Annotated in this window: 24 protein-coding genes; 5 read left to right on the top strand and 19 right to left on the bottom strand. The window is 66.4% G+C overall.

All coding sequences use genetic code 11. The features are described 5' to 3' along the window. Positions 1–1,098 (bottom strand): efflux RND transporter periplasmic adaptor subunit, encoded by a 1,098-nt coding sequence (locus NAV27_RS16155; RefSeq protein WP_102829624.1) that lies wholly within the window; start codon positions 1,096–1,098, stop codon positions 1–3. A 95-nt stretch (positions 1,099–1,193) separates the two neighbouring features. Here NAV27_RS16155 and NAV27_RS16150 point away from each other — a divergent pair, with 95 nt between their 5' ends. Then, on the top strand, positions 1,194–1,835 hold the full coding sequence (locus NAV27_RS16150) for a TetR/AcrR family transcriptional regulator (protein ID WP_102829625.1): 642 nt from the start codon (positions 1,194–1,196) through the stop codon (positions 1,833–1,835). A 3-nt stretch (positions 1,836–1,838) separates the two neighbouring features. Here NAV27_RS16150 and NAV27_RS16145 read toward each other — a convergent pair whose 3' ends face one another. The 7 genes from NAV27_RS16145 to ppc all read right to left on the bottom strand — a co-directional run bounded on the left by NAV27_RS16145 (position 1,839) and on the right by ppc (position 9,118). Beyond that, positions 1,839–2,612, bottom strand: a complete 774-nt coding sequence (locus NAV27_RS16145; protein WP_102829626.1) for a class I SAM-dependent methyltransferase — start codon at positions 2,610–2,612, stop codon at positions 1,839–1,841. Between the two features lie 73 nt (positions 2,613–2,685). Continuing rightward, positions 2,686–3,378, bottom strand: a complete 693-nt coding sequence (locus NAV27_RS16140; protein ID WP_102829627.1) for an extensin-like domain-containing protein — start codon at positions 3,376–3,378, stop codon at positions 2,686–2,688. 62 nt (positions 3,379–3,440) lie between these two features. Continuing rightward, positions 3,441–4,298, bottom strand: coding sequence for a DUF72 domain-containing protein (locus NAV27_RS16135; RefSeq protein WP_500862666.1), 858 nt, complete (start codon positions 4,296–4,298; stop codon positions 3,441–3,443). A 15-nt stretch (positions 4,299–4,313) separates the two neighbouring features. Beyond that, positions 4,314–4,661, bottom strand: a complete 348-nt coding sequence (locus NAV27_RS16130) for a hypothetical protein (protein ID WP_102829629.1) — start codon at positions 4,659–4,661, stop codon at positions 4,314–4,316. A gap of 85 nt (positions 4,662–4,746) precedes the next feature. Beyond that, positions 4,747–5,424, bottom strand: a complete 678-nt coding sequence (gene tsaB / locus NAV27_RS16125; RefSeq protein ID WP_102829630.1) for a tRNA (adenosine(37)-N6)-threonylcarbamoyltransferase complex dimerization subunit type 1 TsaB — start codon at positions 5,422–5,424, stop codon at positions 4,747–4,749. Positions 5,425–5,587: 163 nt separating this feature from the next. After that, on the bottom strand, positions 5,588–6,235 hold the full coding sequence (gene adk, locus NAV27_RS16120; protein WP_008570394.1) for an adenylate kinase: 648 nt from the start codon (positions 6,233–6,235) through the stop codon (positions 5,588–5,590). Positions 6,236–6,481: 246 nt separating this feature from the next. Next, positions 6,482–9,118, bottom strand: a complete 2,637-nt coding sequence (ppc, locus tag NAV27_RS16115; RefSeq protein ID WP_102829631.1) for a phosphoenolpyruvate carboxylase — start codon at positions 9,116–9,118, stop codon at positions 6,482–6,484. A 183-nt stretch (positions 9,119–9,301) separates the two neighbouring features. Between ppc and NAV27_RS16110 the strand changes: the two genes are divergently transcribed. The 3 genes from NAV27_RS16110 (at position 9,302) to lptF (ending at position 11,066) form a co-directional block, all read left to right on the top strand. After that, complete coding sequence (locus NAV27_RS16110; RefSeq protein ID WP_008570395.1) at positions 9,302–9,646, top strand: hypothetical protein; 345 nt, start codon at positions 9,302–9,304, stop codon at positions 9,644–9,646. Positions 9,647–9,843: 197 nt separating this feature from the next. Then, a complete protein-coding gene (locus NAV27_RS16105; RefSeq protein WP_037020793.1) occupies positions 9,844–10,236 on the top strand; it encodes a DUF4398 domain-containing protein in 393 nt (130 codons plus the stop codon). A gap of 47 nt (positions 10,237–10,283) precedes the next feature. Continuing rightward, complete coding sequence (gene lptF, locus NAV27_RS16100) at positions 10,284–11,066, top strand: lipotoxin F family OmpA-related lipoprotein LptF (RefSeq protein WP_043297258.1); 783 nt, start codon at positions 10,284–10,286, stop codon at positions 11,064–11,066. 42 nt (positions 11,067–11,108) lie between these two features. Here lptF and NAV27_RS16095 read toward each other — a convergent pair whose 3' ends face one another. The 11 genes from NAV27_RS16095 to NAV27_RS16045 all read right to left on the bottom strand — a co-directional run bounded on the left by NAV27_RS16095 (position 11,109) and on the right by NAV27_RS16045 (position 23,593). Then, positions 11,109–11,612 carry an O-acetyl-ADP-ribose deacetylase gene (locus NAV27_RS16095; protein ID WP_102829632.1) on the bottom strand — a complete coding sequence of 168 codons (504 nt, stop codon included), beginning with the start codon at positions 11,610–11,612 and terminating at the stop codon, positions 11,109–11,111. Next, positions 11,609–11,935 (bottom strand): PA3694 family proteiin, encoded by a 327-nt coding sequence (locus NAV27_RS16090; protein ID WP_102829633.1) that lies wholly within the window; start codon positions 11,933–11,935, stop codon positions 11,609–11,611. Before NAV27_RS16090 ends, NAV27_RS16095 begins: the two co-directional genes overlap by 4 nt. 60 nt (positions 11,936–11,995) lie before the next feature. Then, the gene (locus NAV27_RS16085; RefSeq protein ID WP_102829634.1) at positions 11,996–12,742 is read right to left on the bottom strand and encodes a TIGR00266 family protein; all 747 of its coding nucleotides are present in this window, start codon (positions 12,740–12,742) and stop codon (positions 11,996–11,998) included. 80 nt (positions 12,743–12,822) lie between these two features. Next, positions 12,823–14,118, bottom strand: a complete 1,296-nt coding sequence (locus NAV27_RS16080) for a flavohemoglobin expression-modulating QEGLA motif protein (protein WP_102829635.1) — start codon at positions 14,116–14,118, stop codon at positions 12,823–12,825. Positions 14,119–14,240: 122 nt separating this feature from the next. Continuing rightward, the gene (gene lysS / locus NAV27_RS16075; protein WP_102829636.1) at positions 14,241–15,743 is read right to left on the bottom strand and encodes a lysine--tRNA ligase; all 1,503 of its coding nucleotides are present in this window, start codon (positions 15,741–15,743) and stop codon (positions 14,241–14,243) included. 63 nt (positions 15,744–15,806) lie between these two features. After that, a protein-coding gene (prfB, locus tag NAV27_RS16070; protein WP_102829637.1) for a peptide chain release factor 2 occupies positions 15,807–16,902 on the bottom strand; the annotation gives its coding sequence in 2 pieces (ribosomal slippage) (positions 15,807–16,829 and positions 16,831–16,902; 1,095 coding nt in all). Between the two features lie 128 nt (positions 16,903–17,030). Further along, positions 17,031–17,753: a tellurite resistance TerB family protein gene (locus NAV27_RS16065; protein ID WP_077682940.1), complete on the bottom strand. Its 723-nt coding sequence runs from the start codon at positions 17,751–17,753 to the stop codon at positions 17,031–17,033. Positions 17,754–17,798: 45 nt separating this feature from the next. Then, the gene (locus NAV27_RS16060; protein WP_102829638.1) at positions 17,799–18,908 is read right to left on the bottom strand and encodes an NADH:flavin oxidoreductase/NADH oxidase; all 1,110 of its coding nucleotides are present in this window, start codon (positions 18,906–18,908) and stop codon (positions 17,799–17,801) included. Between the two features lie 95 nt (positions 18,909–19,003). Next, the gene (locus NAV27_RS16055) at positions 19,004–21,097 is read right to left on the bottom strand and encodes a molybdopterin oxidoreductase family protein (protein WP_102829639.1); all 2,094 of its coding nucleotides are present in this window, start codon (positions 21,095–21,097) and stop codon (positions 19,004–19,006) included. 124 nt (positions 21,098–21,221) lie between these two features. Then, positions 21,222–22,937: a single-stranded-DNA-specific exonuclease RecJ gene (gene recJ / locus NAV27_RS16050; RefSeq protein WP_102829640.1), complete on the bottom strand. Its 1,716-nt coding sequence runs from the start codon at positions 22,935–22,937 to the stop codon at positions 21,222–21,224. Positions 22,938–23,053: 116 nt separating this feature from the next. After that, positions 23,054–23,593: a YaeQ family protein gene (locus tag NAV27_RS16045; protein ID WP_003289283.1), complete on the bottom strand. Its 540-nt coding sequence runs from the start codon at positions 23,591–23,593 to the stop codon at positions 23,054–23,056. A gap of 168 nt (positions 23,594–23,761) precedes the next feature. On the opposite strand from NAV27_RS16045, the gene NAV27_RS16040 reads away from it, so the two are divergent. Beyond that, positions 23,762–23,980, top strand: coding sequence for a bacterioferritin-associated ferredoxin (locus NAV27_RS16040; RefSeq protein ID WP_008570411.1), 219 nt, complete (start codon positions 23,762–23,764; stop codon positions 23,978–23,980). The last annotated feature ends 96 nt before the right edge of the window (positions 23,981–24,076 follow it).

Below are 24,076 nucleotides of genomic sequence, written 5' to 3'. Positions count from 1 at the left end.
CTACTCCTGCGGGGCCAGCTCGACCGGGCGGTTGTCGCGATCGACCGGACGTACCGGCTGCCCTTCGCTGAGCAGCTGCACCCCGGCCATGACGATCCAGTCATCGGCCTGCAGCCCTTCCAGCACCGGCACCAGCCGCTCGCCATAGGGACCGGTGCGCACCGCCACCCGCTGCAGCGTCGAGTCGTTGCGCACACGCCAGACGAAGGCTTGCTCGCGTTCGGCGCTGATCGCCGACAGCGGCACGGCCAGCGGCACCTTCGCTGCGCGGCGCACGGTCACCAGTGCGCTCTGGCCGAGGTCCGCCGGGACATCCTGATCGCTGAAGGCGACCCGCGCCGAATAGGTCCGGGTGTTCGGATCGGCCGCCGGCGACAGCTCGCGAATCTGACCGGCGTAGCGCCGCCCCGGTTGCGACCAGAGTTCGACCTCGACTTCCTGGCCGATGCGGTAACGCTCGAGCGCTTGCTCGGGCAGGTTGATCGCCACCTCGCGCTCACCGTCCGCGGCAAGGACGAATGCCGTCTGACCGGCGGCCACCACCTGGCCGACCTCGATGCTGCGGCGCGCGATGACGCCATCGCGCGAGGCGCGCAGCACCGCGTAATCAACCTGGTTGCTGGCCACGTCGAACTGCGCCTGCGCCTGCTGCAGACGCGCCGCGGCGGAACGGTAGGCATTGTCGGCGCTGTCGAATTGCGACTGGCTGACCAGCTGACGACCGAGCAGCGCCCGGTAGCGGTCATACTCCGCCTTGGCGACCCGCAGGTTGGCCTCGGCGGCCGTGACCTGGGCGCGCATGCCGTCCAGCTGCAGGCGCACGTCCTGCGGATCGAGCCGCGCCAGCGGCTGGTCCTTGCGCACACGGTCGCCCGCCTCGACCAGACGCTCGCTGACCTTGCCATCGATGCGGAACGCCAGCTCCGGCTCATAGCGCGCATGCACCTCGCCGGGGTAGCTTTCGCGCATCGCGCTGGCCGGCTGCGGCTGCACCACCAGCACCGGGCGCGGCGGTGGCGGCTCGGGCTCACCGTTGCCGCAGGCGGCCAGCAGCAGAACGCTCCCCAGGGAGGCGATGGAGATGGCTTGTCGGAACACGATGCAGACTCCCTCTGTCACGAGGCGGGCAGGAATACTAAACTGCCGGGTATAGTAAAAATAGCGAACCAGCCAGTCCACTATTAAAAGCGATCATGATAGACAGCCATTCCCCCGCTCCCGGCCCCGGCCGACCAAAGGACCCGGCCAAGCGCGAGGCGATTCTCGCCGCGGCGCAGGTGCTGTTTCTCGCCAAGGGTTACGAGGGCAGCAGCATGGACGCCATCGCCAGCGAGGCCGGCGTTTCCAAGCTGACGCTGTACAGCCACTTCAAGGACAAGGAGGCGCTGTTCTGCGCGGCCGTGAAGGCAACCTGCGAAACCCGGCTGCCGCGCCGCCTGTTCCAACTAGCGGACGACTGCCGGATCGAGGCAGTGCTGCTGGCCATCGGCCTGGCCTTCAACGCGCTGGTCAACAGCCCGGAGTCGATCGGCCTGCATCGGGTGATGGTGGGAATGGCCACGCAGAATCCGGCGCTGGTGCGGATGTTCTTCGACGCCGGTCCGCAGCAGCTGTTGAGCGATCTGCAACGGATGTTCGCCGAGGTCGACGCGCGCGGTCTGCTGACGATCGCCGAACCGCTGCGCGCGGCCGAACACTTTTGCTCGCTGATCAAGGGCGCCCGGCACTTCCGCCTGCTGATCGGCTACGTCGAAGCCGCCGATGCCGACGCGGGGTCGGACGAGGCGCATGTGCGCGACGTGGTCGCGACGTTCCTGCGTGCGTACGGCCGCTGACGCTCAGCCCTGCAGTTTCTTCTTCGGGTAGATGTCGTAGCGGCTGGACTTGCCTTCCAGGCTGTAGCCCGGCTTGGCGCCGTCAATGATCGGCGCCTTGCGCGGGCGCTTGACCACCACCCGGTGGCTGGCCAGTTCCAGCGCGGCCGCCAACAGCGCCGGAGCATCGAGATCGTCGCCGACGAAGGGGCGGAACAGGCGCATCTCTTTCTTCACCAGCGCACTCTTGTCGCGATGCGGGAACATCGGATCGAGATAGATGACCTGCGGCGGCTCGCCCGCCCACTGCTGCATCAGCTCGATGGCATTGCCCTGGCGCAGGGTCATCCGCGCAGCGATCGGCGCGACTTCGCCGTCCTGCGCGGCGCGCGCGAGGCCATCCTCAAGCAGCGCGGCAATCAGCGGCTGGCGTTCGATCAGTTCCACCGTGCAACCCAGTGTCGCCAGCACGAAGGCATCGCGCCCAAGGCCCGCGGTCGCATCCAGCACGCGCGGTCGCACGCCCGGCTGCACGCCGACCGCCTTAGCGATCATCTGCCCACTGCCGCCGCCGAACTGCCGGCGATGCGCCGCCGCGCCCTCGACGAAATCCACCCGCACCGGGCCGGGCGCCTGGGCTTCGAGCACCTGCAATTGCAATCCCGTCTCACCGAGCTGCAGGGCGAACCCGGCAGCCTCGTCGTGCTCCGGCAGGCCCAGACGGAGGGCCCAGTCATGCGCCGCCGCCGCAAACGAGGGCACGAGCGGTTCGACACGAACACGGGGATGATCAGACATGGCGGACTCGCTGGGCGATACGGAAAGGCGGCGCATTGTGCCAGAGCGTCGGCGAGGCGCCCATGCTGACGGCTCAGCGACACATACCGAAACCACCCATGTCGACGTGGAAGTGGTCATGGTGCGCCGCGTTGTACTGCGGCCCCAGTGTGACGTTGAACACCTCACAGGCCGCATCGCGCACTTCGCGCAGGAAACGCGCCTTGTCGCCCTCGCCTGCCCAATCGCGCGCCACGGTGATGCGCGTACCGTCCCGCAAGCCGAAGCCGGCGAGGTCCAGCGCATTGGCGCTGGCATGCTGGCTGCGTCGGTTGCTGCGGGCAATGTTGCGACAGGCGAAGCTGCCGAAATGCTCGACACGTACCACCGGCTGGCCGAACACGCGCTGTGCCGCCGGCTGCAGGCCGTGCAGCTCGAACAGTGCATAGGCCGCCGCCAACGGGCAGGTTGCCAGAAACGGGCCAGTGAAACGCACCGCAGAGCCCCGCACGCGCACGCTGTTTGCCACCGGACAGCCCGGCTCCGGCGTCGTGTCGGGCACTGCGACATAACGCAGCGGCGCACTCGTCAGCGCCTGTTCGCACAGCGCACGGTCATCCTGCAAGCGACGCAGCTTGAACGGAGTCAGCAGGTTCGGCGGTTCGCGCACATCCAGCGGCGCCCAGGGATTCCAGGACGGCGGAGCCTCTATCCACTGCTGGCGAACGGCGAATGCCAGAGCGGCCAGCAGCACCAGTACGAGAAGCAGAATTCGGCCGAAGGTCATGCCTATCAGGCAACGGACGCGACCCGAAGTTGAGTGCAATTTTCAGTGAAAGTACGACGCCGCTATTCGTCCAGCAGCGATAGCTGTGGCGCGCGATACAGCGGACGCAAGGCCGGCAGCCCTGGCAGGCGCTCGCGCAGCTGCGCGTGAAAGCGCAACGCCAGCTCCGGTGCGCGGTGATTGTCCGGTGTATGCAGGTAGACGTGTGGCGTCTTGCCGGCCTCGATCCAGGCAGCGACCCGTTCCAGCCACGGCTGCATGAAGACGTCGTTGGCCTCCAGCTGCGGATGGCCGATGAAGCGCAGCTGCGGCGATGCGCTGAACGCGGCCGGCCGCACCGGCACCCGCGGCTTCTTGCTCTGCGCGTGCAGCAGCGCCGGCTCGCGCGAGCGGCAGCTGAACAGTGCCCGCGCATCCAGACAGATGCGTTCCACGGCGTGATCGCGCAGCAGGCGATTCAGCGCGCGCTCGCCCGCGCCCTTGTCGAAGAACGCCGGGTGGCGCACTTCCACCGCCAACGGCGCGGCGAAATCCTCGATCAGCGTCGCCAGCTCGGCGAGCCGTGCCGGCCCGAAACTGGCCGGCAGCTGCAGCCAGAACGGCGTGACCCGCCGCCCGAGCGGCGCCAGCAGCGTTTTGAACGACTGCGCCAGCTCCAGCGCCGCGCGCAAATCGTCGGCCTGGCTGATCTCCCGCGGCAGCTTGGCGCAGAAGCGAAAGTCCTCGGGCATCTGCAGCGCCCAGCGGCGGATCGTCTGCTCCGCCGGCCAGGCATACAGCGTGGTATTACCCTCGACGCTGTTGAACACCGAACAGTACTGCGCAAGAAATTGCGCGGGAGGTGTTCCCGGCGGATACAACGAGCCCAGCCAGGCGCTTTCGCTCCAGGACGGACAACCGAGGAAATAGGGAATGCTCACCGGGGCCGGCCGGCCTCAGGCGTAGAGATCGAGGCCGAGCACTTCGGCGGCATCAGGATCGCTGCGAAAACTCGCGGTGCTGGTGTAGCTGGCCAGCGCCTGGGCGACGCGACTGGACAGCGGACGTTCGGCCTGCGCCTCGCTGTAGCGGATCGGCCGGTAGTTCTCGAGGGCGACGGACTCACTGGTGCTCTGCTGCGCGCGGCCGGTGCGCTGCTGAAAATGCTCGCTGGCCGGGCTGACGTCGATCGCGCGCGGGCGCTCGGCGGCGCGCTGGCTGTCGCGATACGGCACCGGCGCACTGCCAGGACGGACAGTACGATCCAGAGGGTATGGAGACGGGGAGAGACCGTTGACGCGCATGATTCAACCTGAAAGAAAGCCGGCCGACTCTAGCGACCGGCCGGGGCTTTGGCAATGCCCGGCACGCGTGCCAGCCGGACCGCCATCAGACGCCAGCTTTGGGCGTCGCCACGTTGTCGCGCAGGTAGACCGGTTGCGCCTGGTCGGCCTCGACCGCCTCGCCGCGCTGCCAGGCGAATGTCGCCAACCGCAGCAGATCTTCGGCATGCGGCAACAGCTGTGCATCCATGTGGCCCACCGCGACGGGAATGCGCGCGGCGTAGCCCCAGCCGGTGCCCGCGCCAAACCACGGGCCGGCCGCATCGCGCGGCAACCCGGCCTGTTCCGGCGGCAGCACGGCCTCGCTACCGCACAGCTGCATCTCGCCCGCATGCTCGCGGTAGCAGCCCCAGTAGACCTCATCCATCCGTGCGTCGATGGCTGCCGCCACCTGCGTGGCGCCGTGTTCACGCCAGGCGCGCTGGGCAATGGTCGCCAGGGTGGAAACCGGCAGCACCGGTCGCTCCAGCGCGAATGCCAGGCCCTGCACCACGCCGACCGCAATGCGTACCCCAGTGAAGGCGCCCGGACCGCGACCGAAAGCGATGGCATCCAGCGCCGACAACGCGATGCCAGCCTCGGCGAGCAGGGTCTGGATCATCGGCAGAATGCGCTGGGCGTGCAGGCGCGGAATGACCTCGTAGTGACTCAGCACCCGGCCATCATGCAGCAGGGCGACAGAGCAGGCTTCGGTGGCAGTATCCAGGGCCAGCAGAGTGGTCATCGTGGCGGTTCCGGTCGATCAAAAAGGCGCCGATTCTAGCCTATTCGGCGGGCCGGGTTGCGGGCGCGGACAGACGCGCCGACTCGCGGCCATGCCCTCGAAAATGAAAAAGGCCCGTATCTGCGATACGAGCCTTTCATCAGCCAGCGTGGTGATACGGCGCTCAGCTCAGCGCGGCGAGCACCTTGGCGGTGATCTCTTCCACCGAGCCGACACCCTCGATACGGCTGTACTTCGGCGTGCCTTCGGCAGCGGCCAGACTCTGGTAGAAGTCCACCAGCGGCTTGGTCTGCGAATGGTAGACGGACAGGCGATGACGCACGGTCTCTTCCTTGTCGTCTTCGCGCTGGATCAGTTCTTCGCCAGTCTCGTCGTCCTTGCCGGCGACCTTCGGCGGATTGTGCTCGGTGTGGTAGACCCGACCGGATGCCGGGTGCACGCGGCGACCGGCGATGCGGCCGACGATTTCTTCGTCGTCGACGGCGATCTCGACCACGTTGTCGATGCGCACGCCGGCTTCCTTCAGCGCTTCAGCCTGCGGAATGGTGCGCGGGAAACCGTCGAACAGGAAACCGTTGGCGCAATCCGGCTGGGCGATGCGCTCCTTGACCAGGTTGATGATCAGGTCGTCGGAGACCAGACCGCCCGCATCCATCACGCTCTTGGCTTTCAGGCCCAGCTCGGTGCCGGCCTTGACCGCTGCGCGCAGCATGTCGCCGGTGGCGATCTGCGGAATACCGAATTTTTTGGTAATGAAACCGGCCTGAGTGCCTTTGCCGGCACCGGGTGCTCCCAGCAGAATCACGCGCATGGATGAATCCTCGACTTTCTTGGAAGGGGACTTCGCCGACCGGTCGCTCGCACCTTGTTCGCCGACGAATCAAAAATTCTGGTTTGCCGCCATGCGACAAAAGGTGGAACACGATACACAGCACACCGGGAGGGCACAAGATATCCCCCCGCGCGCCATCCCGCGTGCCGAATGAGCCAGCACCGGGCATGCCGAACAGCCTGAAAAGGCCGTTCGACGAACTACGTGACGCCCCTTAAGCCAGGCTCAGCCGGTATTGCGCAGGCCTGCGGCGATGCCCGCGACACTGACCAGCAGAGCCTGTTCCAGAGGGCTTTCCGGCGGATTCTGCTGCTGTCGTGAGCGCGCCAGCAGCTCGATCTGCATCAGGTGCAGCGGGTCCAGATAGGTGTTGCGCAGACTGAAGGCCTCCTGGGTCTGCGGGCTGTGCGCCAGCAGCTCGGACTGACCGGTCAGCCGCTTGACGGCGGCCACCACCTGCGACAATCGGTCACGTAAATCTGTGCCGAGGGCGAGCAACTGCGGCTCGACCAGACGCTCGTCGTAACGTTCGGCGATGTCGGCGTCGGTCTTCGCCAGCACCATCTCCAGCATGTCGATACGGGTGCTGAAGAACGGCCAGCGTGCGCGCATCTGCGCCAGCTGCTCGCCCTCGCCGCGCGCCAGCGCACCATCGAGCGCCGCCTCCCAGCCGAGCCAGGCCGGCAGCATGAGCCGCGTCTGGGTCCAGGCGAAAATCCACGGAATCGCCCGCAGGCTCTCGACGCCGCCTTCGCGACGCTTGGCCGGCCGGCTGCCCAGCGGCAGGCGACCCAGCTCCAGTTCGGGCGTCGCCTGGCGGAAATAGGCAACGAACTGCGGGTGGTCGCGCACCACGCTGCGATAGGCCGCCACGCCGTCGGCGGCCAGCCGGTCCATCAGCTCGCGCCAGCCCGGCTCGGGCATCGGCGGCGGCAGCAGCGTCGCTTCGAGCACGGCGGCCAGATAGAGGTTGAGGTTCTGCTCGGCGATATCCGGCAGCCCGAACTTGAAGCGGATCATCTCGCCCTGCTCGGTGGTGCGGAAACGCCCGGAAACCGAACCCGGCGGCTGCGAGAGGATCGCCGCATGCGCCGGGCCACCCCCGCGGCCGACCGTACCGCCGCGGCCGTGGAACAGCAGCAGCTCGACGCCGTGGGCACGACAAACTTCCACCAGACTTTCCTGCGCGCGGTACTGAGCCCACGCGGCGGCAGTGGTGCCGGCATCCTTGGCCGAATCGGAATAGCCGATCATTACCTCCTGCGGCCCCTGCAACCGGCTGCGATAGCCCGGCAGGCTCAGCAGGCGGTCGATGGCCGGCGCCGCGTTGTCCAGATCCTCCAGCGTCTCGAACAGCGGTACCACGCGCATGGCCCGCTGCAGGCCGGACTCCTTGAGCAGCAGTTGCACCGCCAGCACGTCGGATGCGCCATGGGCCATGGAGATGACGTAGGAGCCGAGCGACGCCGCCGGAGCCGCGGCGATTACTGCGCAGGTGGCCAGCACCTCGGCAGTGTCCGGCGACGGCCGGAAATGCACCGAGAGCAGCGGCCGACGGTTGTCCAGCTCCTGCTGCAGAAAGTCCAGGCGCTGCGTTTCATCCCACTGGTCGTAGCGCCCCAGGCCGAGGTACTCGGTGATCTCGGCGAGCGCCGCGGCATGCCGGGCGGCATCCTGGCGAATGTCCAGGCGCACCAGATGCAGGCCGAACGCCGACACCCGGCGCAGGCAGTCGAGCAGCGCGCCATCGGCGATCACGCCCATGCCACAGGCGTGCAGCGAGCGGTAGCACAGCTCCAGCGGCGCGCGCAGTTCGGCGACGTCCTGCAGCACCGCTGGCGGCGCGGCTTGGTCGTGTTCCAGCGCCGTGCTTGCCCAGTCACGCGTCGCCTGCAAACGCTCGCGCAGGCGCTTGAGCAACACGCGATAGGGTTCCGAGGTATCGCCGGACTGGCTCAGCAGCTCGTCGCTGGCCGTCTGCATCGACAGCGCGGTGATCAGCGCCTCGACATCGCGCAGGTAGAGGTCGGCGGCCATCGCGCGTGCCAGCAGCAGCACTTCCCGGCTCACCGGTGCGGTGACGTTCGGATTGCCATCGCGGTCGCCACCCATCCAGGAGGCGAAGCGAATCGGCGCGGCGTCCAGCGGCAGTGGCCGCCCGGTGCTGGCGCGCAGCGCTGCGTCAGTCTGGCGCAGCACGTTGGGCAGCGCCTGCCAGAGCGAATGCTCGATGGCGGCGAAGCCCCACTTGGCTTCCTCCACCGGCGTCGGGCGGTTGCGACGGATTTCCTCGGTGTACCAGATCTCGGCGATCAGCCGCTGCAGGCGCAGCTGAATGCCGGCCTGCTCGGCGGTGGTCAGGTCGGTGTGATCGCGGGCGGCCAGCTGCGCGGCGATGGCGTCGTACTTCTGGATCAGCGTGCGGCGCGACACTTCGGTCGGGTGGGCGGTCAGCACCAGCTCGATTTCCAGTTCGCTGACCTGCCGCGCCAACGCCTCGGGTGCGTGCCCGGCGTGTTGCAGGCGTTCGAGCAGTTCGGGCAGCACGCCGCTTTCGCACGGCGCCGGCTCGCCTTCCTGCCGACGCCGCACGGCGTGGTACTGCTCGGCGATATTGGCGAGGTTGAGGAACTGGTTGAACGCGCGGGTCATCGGCAGCAGTTCGCTCTCGTCCAGGCTGTCCAGCGTCTCGGCGAGCTGCTGCGCGCCTTCGGCCGAGCCGCGCCGGGCCGCCTTGGCGCCCTTGCGGATGCGTTCGATCTTGTCGAAAAACGCAGTGCCCAACTCCTCACGCACGGTGTCGCCAAGCAGCTCGCCGAGCAGGTGGACGTTCTCGCGCAGACGCGCATCGATTTTCGCCATGAGCGGTTCTCCTGATTGGGGGCCGGGCTGGCACCGGCGGTCGACGGCGACCGGTGCGCCAGCCTGTGCAACGACGATCGAGCAGCTACGCTCAAGATATCCGCAACCAGAGTGCCTAGCGCCCCCGCTGCTGACAAGGCGCGCGGCGCCAGGCTGCTCGACACATCGGCGCGAGGTACCACCATGAAGATCTCGGAACTGGTCAATCACTGGGAGAAGGACGCCAAGGGCGCACTGAGTTCGGTGCAGTACAGCATTCCGCTGGATATCGAAAGCGCTGCGCGGCTGGCGGCGCTCGCGGAGATGTATCCCAGGCGCAGCACCGAGGCACTGCTCGGCGAGCTGGTCGGCGCCGCGCTGGAAGCGGTGGAAAGCAGCCTGCCGTATGTGCGCGGCAACCAGGTGATCGCCACCGACGAGCAGGGCGACCCGGTCTACGAGGACGTCGGACCGACGCCGCGCTTCCTCGCCCTTTCGCGCAAGCATCTGCAACGGATGCAGGCCGAGCAGTCGTCGCCGGCGAACTGATTTCGCCTTGCCAAAACCCTCTCCCAGGCGGCCCGTCGCGGCCGCCGCACGCTCTGGCATCGCATTCCGACGGAACGATTAGCGCCAGCGGCGCTCACAAAAACATACCCGGCAGTCAGCAGTCATGACCCCACGAGGCGTGCCCGCCGGGTGATGAACCATTCGCACGTGTCAGGCGATTCCATTGGAGAGAGCCCATGAAGACAGAAACCTCAATGCCCGCTTCGCGCATTCATCTGCCCAAGCTTGCCGCCGTCGCGCTGGGCAGCCTGCTGCTCACGGCCTGTGCCGGCAATCCGCCGAAAGAACAATTCGCGGTGACCGAATCGGCCGTGCGCAGCGCCGTCAGCGCTGGTGGCCCGGAGTATGCCGCGGTGGAAATGCGCGCCGCGCAGGAGAAGTGGAAGGAAGCTGAGCTGGCCATGCAGAAGGAGGACTTCGAGCGCGCCCGCATCCTCGCCGAGCAGGCCGAGTGGGACGCCCGCGTGGCCGAGCGCAAGGCCGAGGCAGCCAAGGCGCAGAAAGCCGTCGAGGACGCCGAGCAGGGAATCAACGAGCTGCGCGAAGAAGGTATGCGCAACGTCCAGTGATTCCGGTCATGACCGTCGCCCCATTCTCAGCAAAAGGATGAACCATCATGCACAAGCTCGTTACCCTTCCGACCCTGCTGGCGCTGAGCATCGGCCTGGTGGCCTGCGCCAACCAACCCAATCCGCAGCTGGAGAAAGCCCGTAGCAGCTTCTCGTCGCTGCAGGCCGACGCCCGCGCCTCCAAGCTCGCCGCCCTGGAAACTCAGGATGCCGGCAAGGCCCTCGATCAGGCCAACAAGGCGTACCTCGACGATGCCGATGAGAAGCAGGTCGATCAGCTCGCCTACCTCGCCCAGCGCCGCATCGAAGTGGCCGAACAGACCATCGCCCTGCGCACCGCCGAGGCGGATCTGGAAAAAGCCTCGGCTCGGCGTGCCGAAGCCCGCCTGGAATCGCGCGAGGCGGAAATCCGCAAGTTGCAGGAGAGCCTGCAGGCCAAGCAGACCGAGCGCGGCACCCTGGTGACCTTCGGCGATGTGCTGTTCGACTACGACCGCGCCGAACTCAAGCCCGGCGGCATGCGCAGCGTGCAGAAGCTGGCCGACTTCCTCAATGAAAACCCCGAGCGCAAGGTGATCGTCGAGGGCTATACCGACAGCAACGGCTCGGATGCCTACAACCTGAGCCTGTCGGAGCGGCGCGCCAACGCCGTGCGCATGGCGCTGGTGCAGATGGGCGTCGATCCGCAGCGCGTCGTCAGCCACGGCTATGGCGAGGACTATCCGGTGGCGAGCAACAGCACCTCGTCCGGGCGCGCCATGAACCGTCGCGTCGAGGTGACCATCTCCGACGATGACCGGCCGGTCGCGCCGCGTTCCTCGATGCGCTGAACGCCGCAACCAGCCCGACCGCAGCCGCGATGGCTGCGGTCTTCAGGCGTCCAGCAAGCGCCGATAGAGTTCGTCCTGCTCGGCGGAAAAACCCACCAGCAACACCTCCCGCACATGCGCCGCAGCACCCAGCCCGCTGCGCAGCTCACTTACGGCGATTCGCGCCGCCGCCTCCAGCGGATACCCGTAGATCCCGCAGCTGATTGCCGGAAAGGCGAGGCTTTGCAGCTGATGCTGCTCGGCCAGCGCAAGGCTGTTGCGGTAGCACGCGGCCAACTGCTCGGGTTCGCCCTGCGCACCGCCCCGCCAGATCGGCCCCACGGTATGGATGATGTAGCGCGCCGGCAGGCCAAAGCCCGGCGACAGCCGCGCCTCACCGACCGCACAGCCGCCCAGCTTGCTGCAGTATTCGCGCAACTGCGGGCCGGCAGCCCGATGGATCGCGCCATCCACGCCGCCGCCACCCAGCAGCGAGCTGTTGGCGGCGTTGACGACGGCGTCCACCGCCAGTGCGGTGATATCGCCGCGCCAGGCGCGGAGCGTCACTGCGCCGCGCCAGCCGTCGGCGGTGCGTCCATGCAGCGCACCGCACGCTTCTTGTTATCCACCAGCACACCGGTCAGGCCCTTCTGCTCGGTATCGAACAGCACCAGCACACCGTCGATGCACTGCGCGACCTGGGTCGCGGGTTTCAGCGATACACGGTAGTCCTCGCCGGGAACGGTCTTGAGCATGGTGTAGTCGGCCAGAAGCAACGCGTCTTCCGGCTTGGCGACGTGTACGTAGCCGTAATAGGACAGCACCGCAACGGTGCCGGCCACGCTACCGATGGCAGTGAGAATCAGCGGAATGACATTGCGTTCGGACATCTCGGCCTCGTCGAAACAAAAGGAGTGCATTGTGGCAAATTCGCCGGACGGCGGCGCGGATCAGTCGCCGCCCGCCCGTGTCTCGCCGCGGGCCTGCCAGGTCGCCGCGTAGACACGCTCGGCCAGCCGCGAGAACGGCAGGCTCTGGATCCAGACGCTGCCGGTGCCCTTGAGGGTGGTCAGCAGCAGCCCCTCGCCGCCGAACAGCATGCTCTTCAGGCCACCGGCAAGCTGGATGTCGTAATCGATGCCATCGCTGAAAGCGACCAGGCAACCGGTGTCCAGGCGCAGGGTTTCGTCTTTCAGCTCCTTGCGAATCACCGTGCCGCCGGCATGCAGGAACGCCAGTCCGTCGCCTTCCAGGCGCTGGAGGATGAAGCCCTCACCACCGAAGAAACCGGCGCCGATGCGCTTGCTTAGGGCGATGCCGACCCGGGTGCCGTAGGCCGCGCAGAGAAAGCTGTCCTTCTGGCAGGTCAGTCGGCCGCCGAGCGCGGCGAGGTCCACCGGCACTACCGTGCCGGGATAGGGCGCTGCGAATGCCACCCGCGCCTTGCCCTTGCCACTATTGGTGAAGTGGGTGAGGAACAGCGACTCGCCGGTGAGCATGCGCTTGCCCATGCCCCACAACTTGCCGAGCACACCGCTGGCCGAGCCGTCGCCCATGCGCGTCTCGAAGCGCACGCCCTCGGTCATGTAATTCATCGCGCCGGCCTCGGCGATCACCGTCTCACCGGGGTCGAGAATGATCTCCACGCTCTGTGCGGACTGACCGAGGATGTCGTATTCGAGCTGGTGGCTGGGCATGGAAGTACCTTCGGTGGGTTGCGCCGGGTGGATCGGACTGCACCGACCCACCGCGCTGGCGGAGGGAAGCGCTTGCTGCGTCAGAGGATGTTGGCGTAGTCCGCCTCGATGCGATCCAGGCTCAGGTGGTTGAGGAAGTTGGAGAAGCACATCCACGCCGACAGCGCGTTGAGGTCCTGGAACTGCTGCGGCAGGTAGCGCGGCGGCACCACCATGCCCTCGTCCACCAGCTGGCGCAGGGTGCGCATGTCCTCCAGCGTGGTCTTGCCGCAGAACAGCAGCGGGATCTGCTCCAGCTGGCCTTTGCGCACCGCGAGCTGGATGTAGTTGTAGATCATGATGAAGCCCTTCAGGTAGGACAGGTCCTTGGTGAAAGGCAGGCCATCGGGCGTCGAGCCGCGGAACACGCGACTGGCATTGCTGTAGCACTCGTCGTCTGCATAACCCTGCTCGCGGAAGAAGGCGAACACATCGAGGAAGTCGGCACCGTCCTCGGCCATGTGAATGGCGCGCGTGCGATTGGTGAGTTTGCGCAGACGGGTCGGATAGGAGGCGAAGGCAATCACCTCCATCAGGATCGCCAGGCCTTCCTGGGTCACGGTGGAAGACGGCGGCCCCTTGGCGAGAAAGGTACAGATCGGCTGATTCAGTCCATTGAGTGTGGTGCCGACGTGCACCAGCCCCTCGTGGACTTCCAGCGCGCGCACGTCGCGCTCGTTGAACAGCGCATCGCTGCGGATCTTGATGTAGTCAGCGCCGGCCGCGGCATCGGCGAGGATGCCATCGGACTCGAACACGCGGATCACGCCCTCGCCCTCGCCGAACACCGCATCGAGGCGCTTCTGCAGCAGGGCGACCGCCTGCTTGGCGTCCAGCGTCTTGGGTTCGTCCTTCAGGTCGCTGCGATCGGCGATGTTGTTCAGGTAATCGGAAAGCATCAACCCGAGGTCGGCGAGGGTCGGGTCACCGGCGTGGAAGGCATCGGATGCGGCCCCGTAGAGTTCCTGCGAGATCATGCCGAAGTCCAGCGTGCCTCGCGCCTCGAGCATGCGGATGACCATGCGGTATTCGCGGCACATGCGCCGCATGATCTGCCCGACCGGATTGAACTGGCCGAGCTGGCGCGTGATGTCGCGCTCGATATCCTGGAATTCCTGCTTCTTCGCACCGGAGTCGTAGGCCAGCGGCCGCGCCTCGTAATAGCCGCGGTCCACCGGCGGCAGCTGGCGCCCTCCGGTCGCGAAAAATGCCTGGCGAATACTGTCGTCCCACTTCACCGCATCGAGCACGCGCACCGGAGTCTGCGCATCGACGATACGATCGGACAACGCGCGCACGATCGTCTGATATTCATCGAGATTGTTGCGGTTATTCATCCAGACCTCGCCAGCGAAGGATCGTAGCGTTCAGGTTAGACGCGCGCCGGTGCTGCGGGTGGCGCAGCACCGCACCGCACGACGTAGCACTCCCGCCGGCATCAGCGGGAGTGCCGTCCGGATCAGACTTCCGGACGCATGTGCGGGAAGAGGATCACGTCGCGGATCGACGGCGAATTGGTCAGCAGCATCACCAGACGGTCGATACCGATGCCCTCGCCGGCGGTCGGCGGCATGCCGTATTCCAGCGCGCGGACGAAGTCGGCGTCGAAGTGCATGGCCTCGTCGTCACCGGCGTCTTTATCCGCTACCTGGGCGTGGAAACGCTCGGCCTGGTCCTCGGCATCATTCAGCTCGGAGTAGGCGTTGGCGATCTCGCGACCACCGATGAACAGCTCGAAGCGGTCGGTAACGTTCGGATTGCGGTCGTTGCGGCGCGCCAGCGGCGAAACCTCGAACGGATATTCGGTGATGAAGGTCGGCTGCTCCAGCTTGTGCTCGACCAGCTCCTCGAAAATCATCACCTGCAGCTTGCCCAGGCCCTCGTGGCCGAGCAGCTTGGCACCGGCCTTCTTGGCGATGGCGCGGGCCTTTTCCAGATCGTTGAGGTCGTCGGCGCTGATTTCCGGGTTGAACTGGAGGATCGAATCGAACACCGACAGCCGCGCGAACGGCTCACCGAAATGGAACACCTTGTCGCCATAGGGCACGTCGGTGGTGCCGAGTACGGCCTGGGCCAGCTCGCGGAACAGCTCCTCGGTCAGGTCCATGTTGTCTTCGTAGTCGGCGTAGGCCTGGTAGAACTCGAGCATGGTGAACTCGGGGTTGTGCCGGGTCGAAACGCCTTCGTTACGGAAGTTGCGGTTGATCTCGAACACACGCTCGAAGCCACCGACCACCAGGCGCTTCAGGTACAGCTCCGGCGCGATGCGCAGGAACATCGGCATGTCCAGCGCGTTGTGGTGCGTCTCGAACGGCTTGGCCGCGGCGCCGCCGGGAATGGTCTGCAGCATCGGCGTTTCCACTTCGAGGAAGTCGCGCTCGCGCAGGAACTGGCGGATGTGCGCAATCACCTGCGAGCGCACGCGGAAGGTCTCGCGCACCTCGTCGTTCATGATCAGGTCGACGTAGCGCTGGCGGTAGCGCTGCTCGGTGTCGGTCAGGCCGTGAAACTTGTCCGGCAGCGGGCGCAGTGACTTGGTCAGCAGGCGCACGCTGTTCATGTAGACGTACAGGTCGCCCTTGCCGGAACGCGCCAGCGTGCCTTCGGCGGCGATGATGTCGCCGAGGTCGAAATGCTTGACCGCTTCCAGCTGCTCGGCCAGCAGAATCTTGCGGTCGACGTAAACCTGGATGCGCCCGCTCATGTCCTGCAGGACCATGAACGCGCCACGATTGAGCATGATGCGCCCGGCGACCTTGACCGGAATGGCGGCCGCTTCCAGCTCCTCCTTGGTCTTCTCGGCGTACTGTTTCTGCAGGTCGCCTGCATAGCTGTCGCGACGGAAGTCATTGGGGAAGGCATTGCCCTGCTCGCGCACGGCAGCAAGCTTTTCCTTGCGCAGGGCAATCAGCTTGTTTTCTTCCTCTTGGATGGCGTGCTGGTTCAGCGGTTGTTCGCTCATTGCGGGTCGTCCCGGTCAAATCGTTTCAATGGGGTGCTTGCGGCTTGAGGCTTGCAGCTGCTCTCAGAGCCCCTGTTTCAGGCTAGCTTCGAGGTACCCGTCGAGGTCGCCGTCGAGCACCTTCTGGCAATCGCTGCGCTCCACGCCAGTACGCAGATCCTTGATGCGCGAGTCGTCGAGCACGTAGGAGCGGATCTGGTGGCCCCAGCCAATGTCCGACTTGCTGTCTTCCAGCGCCTGAGAGGCGGCGTTGCGCTTCTGCATTTCCAGCTCGTACAACTTGGCCCGCAGCATCTTCATGGCGGTGTCCTTGTTGGCGTGCTGGGAACGTTCGTTCTGGCAGGCCACCACGGTATTGGTTGGCACGTGGGTGATACGCACCGCCGAGTCGGTGGTGTTGACGTGCTGACCACCGGCGCCGGAAGAGCGGTAGGTGTCGATGCGCAGGTCGGACGGGTTGATCTCGATCTCCACCCTGTCGTCGATCTCGGGCGATACGAATACCGCCGAGAACGAGGTGTGGCGACGGGCACCGGAGTCGAACGGGCTCTTGCGCACCAGGCGGTGCACACCGATCTCGGTGCGCAGCCAGCCGAAGGCGTATTCGCCCTTGATATGCACGGTGGCACCCTTGATGCCGGCGACTTCGCCCTCGGACAGTTCGACGATCTCGGCATTGAAGCCACGCTTGTCGGCCCAGCGCAGGTACATACGTAGCAGGATGTTGGCCCAGTCCTGCGCCTCGGTACCGCCGGAGCCAGCCTGGATATCGAGGTAGCAGTTGTTCGGGTCCATCTCGTGGCTGAACATGCGGCGGAACTCGAGCTTCTCGAGAATTTCGCGCAGGCGTTCCAGCTCGGCGGCGATGTCATCCACCGCGCCCTGGTCGTCTTCTTCGACGGCCATGTCGAGCAGGTCGCGCGAGTCGGTCAGGCTGCCGGTGAGGTCGTCGATGGTCTCGACGATCTGCGCCAGGGTGGCGCGCTCACGGCCCAGATTCTGCGCGTATTCGGGGTTGTTCCAGACGTTCGGATCTTCGAGTTCGCGGTTTACTTCGACGAGACGATCATGCTTCTGATCGTAGTCAAAGATACCCCCGAATGGACTGGGTGCGGTCGGACAGGTCCTTGATGCTGTTGAGGATCGGGTTGATTTCCATGGTGGGCAGCACTCGCAATCGGACGTTTCGAAAAGCCGGCGATTATAAACCCAGCGGGCGTGCGCTGACAGCCCGCCGGGACGAACCGGATGCGAGACACTTGTCGATGGTCCGCGCGCGCCGCCGACTCAACCGGCGACCGCGCGCACCTGGCTCTCCAGCTCCGCCTTCAGCTGCGGCGCGAGCTTGAGCTGCCGCGCCAGCTCCTCGAGGTAGGCACGCTCCATGAAGTGTTCTTCGTCGACCATCAGCACACTGGCCAGATACATCTCGGCTGCCATTTCCGGCGTCTTCGCCGCGACGGCGACCTCGGCCGGGTCGAGCGGCTTGTTCAGCTCGGCATCCAGCCAGCGCTGCAGCTCGCCATCGTCGGTCAGCTTGGCCACTTCGGCATCAATCAGCTGACGCTCGCGGGCGTCGATATGCCCGTCGGACTTCGCCGCCGCCACCAGCGCCTTGAGAATCGCCTGGCTGTGCTCTTCGACCTGCGCTGGCGGCAGACGGTCGACGGTCTGCGGCGGCTGTTGCGGCGCGTCGGCCTGTTGCGCCTGCCAGTTGCTGTAGGCCTTGTAGGCCAACACGCCGAGCGCGGCCAGGCCGCCATAGGTCACGGCCTTGCCGCCGAACTTGCGGGCCTTCTTGTTACCCAGCAGCAGGCCGATCGCGCCGGCCGCCAGGGCACCACCACCGGCACCGGACAGCACGTTGCCGAGCGAACCGCCCGCGCTGCCACCCAGCAGATCGCCCAGCCCGCCGGCAGCGGGCTTGCCGCCGCCCGCCGGGGTCTGCGGCTTGTTCAGCAGGTCCTGCCCTGCTTTGAGCAGTTGATCGAGAAGGCCACTGGTTTTCATCGACATACCTTTGAATGAGAAAAGATGGATGCGGCGGACGATCGCTCAATCGAGCGTGTCGGGCAACTGGCGGATCGGTGTGTCGCGGTGGGCGGCGCGCACGTATTGCGCAGGCCACGGCACCGCGCGATCGCCCAGATACTCGGCGGCGTGCAGTGGCCAGTACGGGTCACGCAGCAGCTCGCGGGCCAGCAGGATCAGATCGGCCTGACCGGTACGCAGGATGTGCTCGGCCTGTACCGCTTCGGTGATCATGCCCACGGTACCGGTGGCGATACCGGCCTCTTTGCGCACGCGCTCGGCGAACTGGGTCTGATAGCCCGGGCCGACCGGAATCTCCGCATTGGCCGCAGTACCGCCGGACGAAACATCAATCAGGTCGACGCCCACTTCCTTCAGGCGCTGCGCCAGCTTCACGGTTTCATCCGGGTTCCAGCCGTCCTCCACCCAGTCGGTCGCCGAAAGTCGTACGAACAGCGGCAACTCCTGCGGCCAGACCTCGCGCACCGCAGCGGTGACCTCCAGCAACAGGCGGATACGATTCTCGAACGAACCGCCATAGCGGTCCTGACGCTGATTGGATAGCGGCGAGAGGAACTGATGCAGCAGATAGCCGTGCGCAGCATGGACCTCGGCGATCTTGAAGCCGGCCGCCAGCGCGCGCTCGGCGCCAGCGACGAACGCCTGCACCACCGCGGCGATGGCGGCCTCGTCCAGTGCGGTAGGTGCCGCGTGCTCCGGCGAGAAGGCGATGGTCGACGGCCCCACCGGAATCCAGCCGCCCTCGGCGACCGGCACACTGCCGTGCTTGCCGAGCCAGGGCCGCCAGGTACTCGCCTTGCGCCCGGCGTGCGCCAGCTGCACGCCAGCGACCGAGCCCTGCGCCTCGATGAAACGGGTGATACGGCGCAGCGGCTCGACGTGCTCGTCGGACCAGATGCCCAGGTCTTCGGGGGAGATGCGCCCGTCGGGCGTCACCGCCGTCGCCTCGATGATCACCAGTCCGGCGCCGCCGACGGCGCGACTGCCGAGATGCACGAGGTGCCAGTCATTGGCCATGCCGCCCTCGGCCGAGTACTGGCACATCGGCGAAACGGCGATCCGGTTGGGCAACGTCAGCTGGCGCAGGGTAAGCGGCTGGAATAGCTGGGACATGGCGGCCTCGACTGTCGAAATTTCGGTTTGGACAGTGTTCAGTAGAGACTGTTTCCGCGCCCCTGCCCAGCCCAACAGCAAGAATGCGCCGCCGATCAGACCGCGCTCACCTGCACCGGCACGCCATTGAGCGCCGCGTTGCCGGAGACATCCAGCGCCTGTTCGTCAGTCAGGTCGTTGCTGCTAACACCCGGCTGCTGTGCGGCGACCGCTAGCTGCACACCCGCGCGGGCGTGCCCCCAGCCGTGCGGCAGGCTGACCACGCCGGGCATCATCTCGTCGCTGCCGAGCACCTCCACTTCGATCGCGCCGACCCGCGAGCGAACCCGCACGCGCTGGCCATCGCGCAGCTGGCGTGCCGCCATGTCGGCCGGATGCATCAGCAACTGGTGACGCGGCTTGCCCTTCACCAGTCGCGGATAGTTGTGCATCCAGGAATTGTTGCTGCGCACATGGCGACGGCCGATCAGCAGCAACGCATCGGCGGGCGCCTGCGGCTGCCGGGCGAAGCGCTGCAGGTCTTCCACAAGCAGCAGCGGCGCCGCCTGGATGCGCTGGTTCGCCGTCTTCAGGCGACGCGCGAGGTTCGGTCGCAGCGGCCCGAGATCAAGCCCATGCGGGTAATCCTCGAGCGCCGCCAGGCTCAGCCTGCGCTCGGAGCGATCGCCGTAGGGGCCGTGACGCAACGCCAGATCGATCATCTGCTGCGGCGCCAGCGTCGGTTTCAGCTCGACGCCGGTACGCGCCGCATAGGCCTTGGCCAGCCCGACGAAGATTTCCCAGTCGTCCAGCGCGCCGTCCGGTTTGGCCAGCACCGGCCGGTTGAAGCGCGTGACATTGCGCACCGCGAGCAAGTTGAAGGTGCTGTCGTAGTGATCGTGTTCCAGCGGCGCGGTCGGCGGCAGGATGAGATCGGCGTAGCGCGTGGTTTCGTTGATGTAGAAGTCGACGCTGAGCATGAATTCCAGGCCGTCGAGCGCCTGCTCCAGCTTGCGCCCGTTGGGCGTGGAGAGCACCGGATTGCCTGCCACTGTGATCAGCGCACGCACCTGCCCTTCTCCCGGCTCGAGCATCTCCTCGGCCAGCGCCGCCACCGGCAGTTCGCCGCCGTACTCCGGCAGCTGCGAAAGCCGGCTGCGCCAGGCCGCGAAGTGTCCGCCGGTGGTGGTTTCGACCAGGTCCACCGCGGGCTCGGTGCACAAGGCGCCACCGACCCGATCGAGATTGCCGGTGACCAGATTGATCAGCTGCACCAGCCACTGGCACAGGCTGCCGAAGGCCTGGGTCGAGACGCCCATGCGGCCGTAGCAGACCGCCTTGTCCGCGGCGGCGAAATCCCGCGCCAGTTGGCGGATCGTCTCGGCAGGCACACCGCAGCGCGCGCTCATCGCCTCGGCGCTGAACGGTGCGATGGCCGCGCGCACCTCGACGAGGCCGTCCACCGGAAGCGGTGTGGCGCGTGTCAGCCCTTCCTCGAACAGCGTGTTGAGCAGACCGAACAGCAGCGCCGCGTCCTGTCCCGGACGTACGAACAGATGGCGGTCGGCGATCGCCGCGGTCTCGCTGCGGCGCGGATCGACCACCACCAGCGTGCCGCCCCGTGCGCGCAGCGCCTTGAGGCGCTTTTCCACGTCCGGCACGGTCATGATGCTGCCGTTGGAGGCCAGCGGATTGCCGCCGAGGATCAGCATGAAGTCGGTGTGATCGATATCCGGCACCGGCAACAGCAGGCCGTGGCCGTACATCAGGTAGCTGGTCAGGTGGTGCGGCAGCTGATCGACCGAGGTCGCGGAGAAGCGGTTGCGCGTCTTCAGCAGACCGAGGAAGTAGTTGCTGTGGGTCATCAGCCCGTAGTTGTGCACGCTCGGGTTGCCCTGGTAGACGGCCACCGCGTTGCTGCCATGACGTTCGCGAATCTCGGCGAGCCGTTCGGCGACCAGGGCGAACGCCTCGTCCCATTCGATCGCCTGCCACTGCGTGCCCTGCCGGCGCATCGGCCGGCGCAGGCGGTCGGGATCGTTCTGGATATCCTGCAGCGCCACGGCCTTGGGGCAGATATGGCCCCGGCTGAACGGATCGAGCGGATCGCCCTTGATCGAGAGGATGCGCTCGCCCTCGGTCTGGATGGTCAGGCCGCAGATGGCTTCGCACAGGTGGCAGGCACGGTGATGGACGGTCGTCTCGCTCATTTCGGTTTCCCGCATGACGCTGTTGTTGTCCCGCCACTGTAGGCGCGGGCAGGACGGGCAACAATCGAACGTCTGCGGAGAAATGGCGCTGGATTCAGCCGGCCAATCGGCGACGACTGGACGGTCAGCGCGCGGCGATGTGCGCGACCAGCAGCTGCACGCTTTCCTGGCCACGGTACTCGTTGACGTCCAGCTTGTAGGCCAACTCCGCCCAGCGCACCGTCGGGTTCGGCCAGAGTTCGCGGTCGATGTTGAAGGCGATGCCGTCCAGGGTCAGCGCACCGCACTCGCTCTTGAGCACCAGCTTGAGGTGACGCTCGCCGACGATGCGCTGCTGCACCAGCTGGAACACGCCGTGAAACATCGGCTCGGGGAAATGCTGGCCCCAGGGCCCGGCGTTGCGCAGCGCCCGCGCCAGCTCCAGATGGAACTCCTCGATGCTGAGCTGGCCGTCGGTCAGCAGGCGACCGGTCAGATCGTCCTCGTTCAGCTGGCGGCGCACTTCGGCGTCGAACGCGGCGGCGAAGGCGCCGAAATTTTCCTGCGGCAGCGACAGTCCAGCCGCCATCGCGTGGCCGCCGAACTTGCTGATCAAGCCCGGATGCCGCGCCGCTACCGCATCCAGCGCGTCGCGGATATGAAAGCCCGGCACCGAGCGCGCCGAGCCCTTGAGCTGGCCGTCGCCCGCATCGGCGAAAGCGATGGTCGGTCGGTGATAACGCTCCTTCAGCCGCGACGCGAGAATGCCGATCACACCCTGATGCCAATCCGGCTCGAACAGGCACAGGCCGAACGGCAGATCCTCCAGCGGCAGCTCCTTGAGCTGCGCCAACGCCTCGCGCTGCATGCCCTGCTCGATGCTTTTGCGGTCCTGATTGAGCTGATCGAGCTGGGTCGCCATGTCGCGCGCCAGCGCCTCGTCCTCGCAGAGCAGGCACTCGATGCCCAGGCTCATATCATCCAGCCGCCCCGCGGCGTTCAAGCGCGGGCCGAGGATGAAGCCCAGATCGGTAGAAGTGATGCGCCGATGATCGCGCCCGGCGACTTCGAGAATCGCCCGCAACCCCGGCCGCGCCCGCCCGGCACGAATCCGCGCCAGTCCCTGATGCACGAGGATGCGGTTGTTGGCGTCCAGCGGCACCACGTCGGCGACGCTGCCCAGCGCCACCAGATCGAGCAGTTCGGCCAGATTCGGCTCGCTCCAGCCGTTGCGCGTGAACCAGTCCAGGTCGCGAAGCCGCGCGCGCAGTGCCAGCAGCACATAGAAGATCACCCCCACACCGGCCATGCATTTGCTCGGGAACGCGCATTCGGGCTGGTTCGGATTGACGATCGCATCGGCCGCCGGCAGCTCGTGACCCGGCAGGTGATGGTCGGTCACCAGCACCCGGAGCCCGGCTGCCTTGGCCGCCGCGACGCCGTCGACGCTGGAGATGCCGTTGTCCACGGTCACCAGCAGATCGGGCTCGCGCTGCAGCGCCACCGCAACGATTTCCGGGGTAAGGCCGTAGCCGTACTCGAAGCGATTGGGCACCAGATAGTCGACATGCGCCGCGCCCAGCTGGCGCAGGCCGAGCACGCCGACGGTGCTCGCGGTGGCGCCATCGGCATCGAAATCACCGACGAAGAGGATGCGCTGGCGCTTATCCAGCGCCTCGACCAGCAACTCGACCGCACGGTCGATGCCCTTGAGCTGGTTGTAGGGAATCAGCCGCGCCAGCGCCTTGTCCAGCTCGCTGGCCGAGCGCACGCCGCGCGCCGCATACAGACGAGTCAGCAGCGGCGGCAGATCGCCGAGTTCGGGCAGGGTTTCAGGTAGAGGGCGGGGTTCGATGCGCATCGGTTGGCTTTCCGGTCACGGCTCTTCGGCACGGGCGCCGGAGAAAATCGGCGCAAAAGCATACAGCAATGCACCGTCGGCAGGCCGCCAATCGCGGCTCAGCCGACCGGCGCCGCTCAGCGCTCGCCCAGCAGCCACTCCAGCGATACCTCGAACTGTCCCCGCTCGTCGGTGATGAACAGCGTGCCGTCGCTGATCATCACACCCCATTGCAGGCTGCGCGGCAGATCCTTGACCAGTGCGGCAAGCGATTCGGAATCCACGGCGACGATGGACAGGTTCTTCAGGTTGCGCACGGCGTCCACCACCTTGCCCTGCCACACGCGCAGGTTGCCGTAGGCCACCAGGCTGGTGCGTTCGGCACGGCGCGAGCACCAGGTCAGGCGCTCGGCGTCCGGTTGTCCGACCTCGATCCAGTGCAATACGCGACCATCGAGGCTCTTCTCCCAGAGCGCCGGCTCGTCCACATCGGACAGGCCACGACCGAACGCCAGCTGCTCGCTGTACCAGAGCGCGTAGGCGATCAGGCGCACGCCGAGGCGTTCCTCGGTTTCCGAGGGATGCCGGGCGACGGTGAAACGCAGGTTCTCGTACACCCCGCGATCCAGATCGGTGAGATTCAGTTCCACCTTGTACGGCGTGGCTTGCAGGGCCATGAGCGGCCTCCGGTTGGAAAAAAAGGCGCGCAGTTTATCGCAAAGCTCGAATGGGTCGCGCCGGTCCCGTTGGTGGATGAAGGTTAAAGCTATCGGACAGATGGACTTTGACAATCATTCTCATTCTGTTTAGCATCGCACCATCAACAGGCTCAACGGGTATTGCTCATGTACGTTTGCCTTTGCCAGGGTGTCACCGACGGTCAGCTTCGCGAAGCCATTTACGAGGGCTGCTGCAGCTACCGGGAAGTACGCGAGGCCACTGGCGTCGCTAGTCAGTGCGGCAAGTGCGCCTGCGTGGCCAAGCAGGTCGTGCGCGAAACCCTCGGCGAACTCCAGACCGCCCAGGCTGCCCTCGCCTATCCAGCCAGTTTCGCACCCGCCTGAACGGCCCCCAGTCATCCAAGCCGGGCTATTGCCCGGCTTTTTTACGCCCTTAAATCAAGACATTACTCGCCCGATGCGCAATTAAAACATTCGCAT

It is taken from the genome of Stutzerimonas degradans, assembly GCF_024448505.1.
GTDB lineage: Bacteria > Pseudomonadota > Gammaproteobacteria > Pseudomonadales > Pseudomonadaceae > Stutzerimonas > Stutzerimonas degradans.
This window is presented reverse-complemented; position numbering and strand designations above follow the sequence as displayed.